This window comes from Spirosoma panaciterrae DSM 21099, from assembly GCF_000374025.1.
In the GTDB taxonomy this organism is placed as follows: domain Bacteria; phylum Bacteroidota; class Bacteroidia; order Cytophagales; family Spirosomataceae; genus Spirosoma; species Spirosoma panaciterrae.
This window is the reverse complement of the sequence record NZ_KB893223.1, coordinates 1-6,932: the sequence shown is the minus strand read 5'-3', so window position 1 is coordinate 6,932 and position 6,932 is coordinate 1. Positions and strand designations below refer to the sequence as shown.

Below are 6,932 nucleotides of genomic sequence, written 5' to 3'. Positions count from 1 at the left end.
CATAACTTATGGCACATGAAAAAGAGGTAGTTAACTACCAGACAGGAGAGGTAGATTTAGTTAATGACAAGTTTGTCCAACTATATGTAGATAAACTTGATTTAATTATTGAAATGACGGGCGAGAATCCAACTGCTGTTAAAGTTTTTGTATGGTTACTTCAACACATGGATAGGCGTAATGCTTTAGTTGTTAGCCAAGAAGCATTAGCAGAAGCGATGGGTCTTCATCGAACTACAATATTCCGTTGTACAAACTACCTAAGAGAGAAAAAGGCAGTTGATATAGTAAAGTCTGGTAGTACAAATATTTATGCTGTAAATGCCCAAATAGCTTGGAAATCAGATGCCAATGGAAAGAAATATGCCTTGTTTGATGCTGCTGTATATATTGCTGATTCCGAGCAGGATAAGCCACTTTTTGATACTCAATTAATTGGCCATGCTCAACCTAAACCAGTTCGTAAACAAAAAGAAAAAGCTAAATAATAGTATGACACCCGACCGCAGACTTGATCAATTAGAGCCAATAATGGCAGATTCTCTTCAAAAAATTGACCGCCTTATTGAAGGGCAAGGTCAAATTTTAGAGGTAGCAACACGAGCAGACCAAAAGGCTGATATTACTGCCAAAGGGGTAGCTGAATTAACCATTTCGACCCAACGTCAATACGAAGATCTAAAAGCAGGTCAAGAAGCAATCATGCAGTATTTAAGAGAGAAGCTCCCATAACAATATTAACCGAAACGGAAGTGGGCTCTGCTGAGGAGCAACCCGCCAGGGATAGGTTGATGCACGTACTAACCGTACGAGCTCATTTGGATTGATAGCTTGAAGCCTCCAAATGAAAAAGCCCTACTAACTTATTAGTAGGGCTTGTCTATATTAGACGGTATACTTTTCTAATGGTCACACAGTTGTGACGTACCGTCACAGGTTTTTTTCAGGCATAACGCACCCCTAACTGTACGATTTTTCTCCCTTTTCCCACTTCTCTATGCGTCAGCAATACGTACAGTTAGGGGTGCGTTATGCCTGAAAAAAACCTTGGGGTCTGGGGTGAAACCCCAGTCATAGTAGGCGCGTCGCAGACACCGCTTTTAGGCTCTGATTAACATAATCATAGATTATACGGGTATCCTGTATAAATGGTACAATACTTTCGTATAAAACTGTAACTTATTGATAGTAAATCAAATACAGTGGACTTTTTAGATGTTTTGTATCTGATCCGCTCACATAATTTACTTGTTTTTAGAAAACTCAACAAATGAGCAGGTTTCGTAAAATTTGATTACGCAAACGGCATTATGAAACGTTTGTAGGAGTCGAAAGTATGAAATTCATGCATTCTCTATCCGTTTCAGTCAATCGACCGTTTTTACGAAATTACACTACAATAAAATGCTAACTGATAATTAGTTAAACCCTATTTTGAATAGGTAGATGAAACTTTTGTACCAGTTATTCGGGATACACCATTATATAACAGGTTTTTGGAGTACATAGCATTTGCGGTTAATGCTATGTAGGTTGCAACTACCAAAGCGGGCCAGATTTCAAATAGCCCGCCATAAGTCAACCGAAAAGGTGTAAATCAGAGTTAAAATGGTCTTTTTGGGCAGCTTTAACCATACGTTTTCATTTGACTCTAGGGAAAGGCAAAAGGAACGTTTATACTTGTCAATCAAGGCATTATATTCTTATTTGATATTTGGCCCGCTTTGGTAGTTGCAACCTATGTACTCTAAAAACTCGCCTTCTATAGTGTGCGCTCCACAACGACTCTCGAGCGAAGATGATTGGCTGCTTTGACAATCAAAAAGACTACCCAGGCAATGATCAGAAACTGAAGCACTGTGTTCAGAAAATTACCGTAGCGAATGGCCACTTCGGGAGCCGTACCGACGGCTTGCCGGAGCACAAGTTTTAAGGACGAAAAGTCGACTCCTCCAATTATCAAACCTAGAACGGGATTGATGATGTCTTCCACTAAGGACGTGGTGATTTTACCAAAAGCAGCGCCAATGATAATGCCCACAGCTAAGTCTAACACGTTTCCTTGAGCAATGAATGTCTTAAATTCGCTAATCATGTAGGTGATTATTTTTAAAGTTAGATGAAGCACTAAACATAAATAAAGTTTTCAAATTATTAACCGAGTACCTAGTGCTCAATCGGTTAGAAAGCTTAAAATGGTTTATATAGCACTAGGCCAACGTCTTTCTGCTCGTCACTTTGGTCGTACTTATGGAGAAATCAACTCGATTCTTAGATATTACTTTTAAGCTGGTGGTTCTAGCAATGTTATTGCTCATCACTCTGTATCAGGTCAGCATTGATCGCAAACTGACGAATTTAGACCGGAAGGCTCAACAAGCCGCAGCAGCCGCGACGCAGGCCGAAACCAGTGCAGAGCAAGTACGAACAGAGGTGGAGGAAATTGCGGACCGACTCGGTATCTAAGTGATCTCGTTACGGCTAAGTCGGCTCCTTATGCGCTTATGATGAGGTAATCAATCTTAGAATAATCGCTTAACATATTCTTAGTTATGCAACAGGTCTAGGAATAGTACTAACTTGCTGTGAGACAGTTTGTTGTACTTTACCTAGACCAGTTTTATAACTAATCTTATGTAAAGAGATTAAACATAGCATTCTATCCTAATCTCTAGAGGACTGATTCTTGCTTTACTACAAATGGAACAAGATTTAACCAATCTAACAGAGACTGATTAAATCTTGTAGCTTCTTCATATTGTGGGGTATGAGCACTCCGCTCGAAAATCGTAATGCTTAAGTTAGGGAAGCGACTCTTGGCTTGCTCCCAGAGAAAGGGCAGCCCCGTTAAGTAATCGTAACGCCCCAAAGCTAGTAGAACAGGCTGAGTTAGTTTATCTATATCTACAAAAATGTCAATATCCCGAAATAGCACGCCCCATACGTGATCAATAATAGCCATGTTAGTAATCACTCCTTCCCAGAGAAAACTAGCATCAAAGTCATAATCGTACCAGCCTAAAGGCCCTGTGGAAAGACATAAATTAACAAAACGACGATCAGGTTGAGCGGCATTAAGGTCGGGTAGAGTAGCCAAACTCCGTTGTAAAGCGGCCTTTCGATCTGGACTAGCATCTAACTCAAAAAAATCGAACCGGGCCTGAGTCGTCCTAGGACTAAAATCAGGACTAGCTCCAATCAGCAGCAGATGAGAAACATACTGAGGATAACGCTTGGTATACTCAAGGGCTAAAAAAGCATGACCCGAGTGTCCGGCTAGTATAAATCGCTCAAGGCCCAGTGCTTGCCGGACCAGTTCTATATCATCTAGTAGAGTGTTCATGCTAACCATAGCTATATCCTGCTGTGGGTTGGCTTGATGAGCAAAGCCGCGATGGTCAACAAAGATGAGCTGAAGATACTGACGGATGTTGCCGGTAAAGGTACGTGGGTAATAGAGCGCACTACCAATTACAACCATTGGTAGGCCTACCCCTTCAATAGTATAGTTCAGGTGAAAGTTTTCACTAACGACAGTTCCTTGATGAGTCATCTGATAAAAATTTAACAACGCTGTTCAAAGCAAGACAATGCCGTTTGCTTAACCAATGCTAAGCGGCTTGAACTGTTATATTATTAGTATAGACTTACAAAAGATGGTGGTGAAAAAAGTTGTATAAGTGCCATTATGTAAAGCTAGCATCTGACAAATGCTTTTCCCCCTTTGCTGTAACGCAATAAGCTGTCCACGCTTTGTCATCAGGTTCTTGTACATGCTTGAAATCAAGGTACCCTTGCTGAGTTAAACGTGATATACTATTCTCTATCATTTCACGCTGGTGAACAAAGTCATCCCAATGATGGCGATCTATCAGGTGTATTAATCTAGTCATACCCACGTTTATACCCTGTTTCTGTTTTTCAAATAGGAGTCTAAGTATAATAAGGCTCTCTTTACTCATGCCATTTCTGTTGTATAATCAAACGTTATGTAAAGCTACTGTTGTGATTAACTACTGTATTTGCTTGATTTGCAGCCTATACAATGACTACACATTGACTGTACAAAACCTATACAAGCCTTAACAACAGCATGAGTTATCTTACTTTGAAAGAAGCTTCAGAAGCTACTGGTTTAAACGAAGCGACTATACGGAGGCTTTGTAAGAAACCTGCCAGTAAACCCTTTGTTGAGCTTAAAAGTGGCAAAAAGGGTACTATGTACACAATCCAAGCTAACTATTTATTTGATGTTTACCCTCCTGTAAAATCTCCCAAAATTGATGCCTATACAAGGGTAGACAATGACTATACAAGCCTACACAAAGAGCCTGTACAAGACTATACAGCTCTCCTAGCTGCTAAAGACGAAATCATTCAGCTCCTCAAAAGTGAGACTGCCTACTTACGAGCTGAGAACACTAGTCTACGCGAAGAAAACCGAGAACTCAAATTGCTACCTGCTCCAAGTCTAACATTTGATAGTCAAGCGACACAAACAGAAGCCGAAACTAATCAAGTGCCAGGACAAAGTAAAAAATCCTTTTGGCAACGTCTATTTGGTTAATGTGCATTTTGTAAAAGGGGAATAAAAACAGCTATCCGTGTTGCGCGGTGCGGTCTTGTTTCGTACTTTCGCTATTGAGTAGCCAGCCATGTTTATCCCCTAAAAAACTCCTCCCTCCGGTCGTCTTTTTCGGGGATAAACGGCTGTCCCCCCTCCGACTGTCGGGGGTGAAAAACCGCTCACTCTGTTTGCTATGACCCCTACTGAACCCATCAAAAAGAAAGGCGGACGACCGCCCAGCGAAACCAAACGAGATCAGCAAATGACGGTCTGTCTAACCAAGCTGGAGAAACTAGCTATCAAACGACGAGCTGAGAAAGCGGGCCTGAATCTGTCCGACTATGGCCGACAAATGGTGCTTGCTGGTAAAGCCCAGGTGCGGCTGAGTCCAGCCGAGAACGCTGTTCTTAATCAGGTGACCAAGTTGGGCAACAACCTCAATCAGATTGCTCACAAGGCCCATGCCGATGGTATCCGCAGCATTGCGCTGGAGGCTCAACGGTTACTGCGTCAGTTGAGCGAGATCCTGGATAAATCCGCTGAGCCATGATTGCTAAGACCAGCATTGGCCGCAGCTTCAAAGGGTGTTGTGGCTACGTGATGCAAAAGGTGGAGCTGGGCAAAGGCCAGATCCTGATGAGCCAAGGCGTACGCGATTATGATACGCGGTCGATGGTGGCCGACTTCACCCGGCAGGCCAGCATGAACCCCGATCTGAGCCGCAGTGTCTGGCACACGGCTATCAGCTTCAACCCCCAGGATGAAGCCCGGTTAGCGGCCAAACCGGAGCTGATGAAGGAAGTGGCCAGCGAATATTTGAAAGGGATGGGTCTGGATCAATCCCAATATGTGGTCGTTCGTCACTATGATACCGATCATTCTCACTTTCACATTGTGGCTAATCGGGTTGCTGATAACGGGCATACCATCAGCGATAGCCACAATTTTAGCCGTTCTGAGACACTTTTACGTCAGATCGAGCAAAAGTACGATCTGACGCCGATGATTGAACTGAGCAAGCGTATGAGCCTGGAACGAGTGCCTGAACTAGATCGCTACCGCATCGAGATGCGTGAACAGGTGCAGGCTAGTTTAAGCCGCTCGACCAACGGTCAGGAATTACGTGAAGATCTAGCCAGACATGGGATTAGTTTAGCCATTAACCGGGATCAGACTGGCCAGGCACGAGGTATTCACTTTGAGATGAAGGTGCAGGACGAAGGGGAAAAAGAAAGGAGTATTTCGTTTAAAGGCTCCAAACTACATCAGAGCTTGAGTGTAGGTCGGATTCAGGAACAGTTGTCGATCAATTTAGAGCGGAAGCTGGCTTTAGAAGCGAGTCAGAAGCTGGAATACAAACAGGATTTAAAGCGTGGATTAGGCCACAGCATGTGAGATGGGAGGTCAAGAAACCGAATTATTAACCGAATTAGTGCAGCGTCTAACTGAGGACGTTGCTGAAGTAAAGCAACTGTTGGCCGATCAGCCTAAACCTACTACCCTCCTGGATGCGCGGTCCACGTTGGAAAAGGTGGCCAATGCTGTCAACGGATTGCGGAGTGAGGTAGGTGATCTAAAGCAGCAGAAACCACCAGCTACGTCAGTGGATCTAACCCCTCTAACCAGCCAACTCCAATCTTTGCGAGAGGAAGTACGCCGGAGTCCTGCTAACCGGATTACCAAAGGTGTGCAATATGGGTTAGGCTTACTGATTCTATCTCTGCTGACAACCGGCGTACTAGCCTATTATGCCACCAAATGGAAAGCCGAACGAGATAGCTTGGCAGGCTCTGATTGGAAGTGGCGTGTGGTCCGTCAAGATTCCCCCATCTATGCGGCAGAGTTGGATAATGCGTTTGCTCATGATAGTGCTTTCTACTATCAAAAACGGGTAGTCGAATTGGAAGAGGCAGATGCTAAACGGGAAGCAGCTCGTAAAGCTTCTGACCAAGCGAAAGCTCTTTCTGAACAGGCAAACCAGTTAGAAGGTAAAACACAGTCAAAAAGAAAGAAGAAATAGGAGTCTGCGACGCTGTTTAAGTGTGTATTAAGAGATACAGAATAAAAAAACATTTAAGTATCTGATAATCAATTAGTTAACTCTAATCCATGTTGCACAGTATGCAACATGGATGTTGCACCAGCTATGCAACATGTTTTCATCTTAATGAAGTTATATTGTTAAAATTTTTTGCTTTTGTGCAACATTATGATGCTGAAAAGTGCTATAATTGTGTCAGAATGATGCAAGGTTGTTTCACAGTATGCAACATAACTTATGGCACATGAAAAAGAGGTAGTTAACTACCAGACAGGAGAGGTAGATTTAGTTAATGACAAGTTTGTCCAACTATATGTAGATAAA

General features: G+C 42.8%; 9 protein-coding genes. 7 read left to right on the top strand and 2 right to left on the bottom strand.

Features of this window, described 5'->3' with window-relative positions; translation table 11 throughout:
- Positions 1–8: 8 nt before the first annotated feature.
- Positions 9–488 (top strand): replication/maintenance protein RepL, encoded by a 480-nt coding sequence (locus B153_RS36990; protein ID WP_020600323.1) that lies wholly within the window; start codon positions 9–11, stop codon positions 486–488.
- A gap of 4 nt (positions 489–492) precedes the next feature.
- Positions 493–732, top strand: a complete 240-nt coding sequence (locus B153_RS0129335) for a hypothetical protein (protein WP_020600322.1) — start codon at positions 493–495, stop codon at positions 730–732.
- 1,030 nt (positions 733–1,762) lie between these two features.
- Here B153_RS0129335 and mscL read toward each other — a convergent pair.
- Positions 1,763–2,095, bottom strand: coding sequence for a large-conductance mechanosensitive channel protein MscL (gene mscL / locus B153_RS0129330; RefSeq protein WP_020600321.1), 333 nt, complete (start codon positions 2,093–2,095; stop codon positions 1,763–1,765).
- 155 nt (positions 2,096–2,250) lie between these two features.
- Here mscL and B153_RS0129325 point away from each other — a divergent pair, with 155 nt between their 5' ends.
- Complete coding sequence (locus tag B153_RS0129325; protein ID WP_020600320.1) at positions 2,251–2,466, top strand: hypothetical protein; 216 nt, start codon at positions 2,251–2,253, stop codon at positions 2,464–2,466.
- A gap of 205 nt (positions 2,467–2,671) precedes the next feature.
- Here the strand turns inward: B153_RS0129325 and B153_RS0129320 are convergent, their stop codons facing one another.
- Positions 2,672–3,553, bottom strand: coding sequence for an alpha/beta fold hydrolase (locus tag B153_RS0129320; protein WP_020600319.1), 882 nt, complete (start codon positions 3,551–3,553; stop codon positions 2,672–2,674).
- 540 nt (positions 3,554–4,093) lie between these two features.
- On the opposite strand from B153_RS0129320, the gene B153_RS0129310 reads away from it, so the two are divergent.
- The 4 genes from B153_RS0129310 (at position 4,094) to B153_RS0129295 (ending at position 6,587) form a co-directional block, all read left to right on the top strand.
- Complete coding sequence (locus tag B153_RS0129310) at positions 4,094–4,567, top strand: hypothetical protein (RefSeq protein ID WP_020600317.1); 474 nt, start codon at positions 4,094–4,096, stop codon at positions 4,565–4,567.
- Between the two features lie 193 nt (positions 4,568–4,760).
- On the top strand, positions 4,761–5,117 hold the full coding sequence (locus B153_RS0129305) for a plasmid mobilization protein (protein WP_020600316.1): 357 nt from the start codon (positions 4,761–4,763) through the stop codon (positions 5,115–5,117).
- Entirely contained in the window at positions 5,114–5,962 is an 849-nt protein-coding gene (locus B153_RS0129300; protein ID WP_020600315.1) for a relaxase/mobilization nuclease domain-containing protein, read from the top strand. The genes B153_RS0129305 and B153_RS0129300 overlap by 4 nt, the downstream gene beginning before the upstream one ends.
- Positions 5,963–5,999: 37 nt before the next feature.
- Positions 6,000–6,587: a hypothetical protein gene (locus B153_RS0129295; protein WP_157634955.1), complete on the top strand. Its 588-nt coding sequence runs from the start codon at positions 6,000–6,002 to the stop codon at positions 6,585–6,587.
- Positions 6,588–6,932: the final 345 nt, after the last annotated feature.

Bases quoted from the DNA above. Each gene is read 5' to 3' on its own strand.
- B153_RS36990 (WP_020600323.1), top strand. From the start codon at position 9: ATGGCACATGAAAAAGAGGTAGTTAACTACCAGACAGGAGAGGTAGAT.
- B153_RS0129335 (WP_020600322.1), top strand. From the start codon at position 493: ATGACACCCGACCGCAGACTTGATCAATTAGAGCCAATAATGGCAGAT.
- mscL (WP_020600321.1), bottom strand. From the start codon at position 2,095: ATGATTAGCGAATTTAAGACATTCATTGCTCAAGGAAACGTGTTAGAC.
- B153_RS0129325 (WP_020600320.1), top strand. From the start codon at position 2,251: ATGGAGAAATCAACTCGATTCTTAGATATTACTTTTAAGCTGGTGGTT.
- B153_RS0129320 (WP_020600319.1), bottom strand. From the start codon at position 3,553: ATGACTCATCAAGGAACTGTCGTTAGTGAAAACTTTCACCTGAACTAT.
- B153_RS0129310 (WP_020600317.1), top strand. From the start codon at position 4,094: ATGAGTTATCTTACTTTGAAAGAAGCTTCAGAAGCTACTGGTTTAAAC.
- B153_RS0129305 (WP_020600316.1), top strand. From the start codon at position 4,761: ATGACCCCTACTGAACCCATCAAAAAGAAAGGCGGACGACCGCCCAGC.
- B153_RS0129300 (WP_020600315.1), top strand. From the start codon at position 5,114: ATGATTGCTAAGACCAGCATTGGCCGCAGCTTCAAAGGGTGTTGTGGC.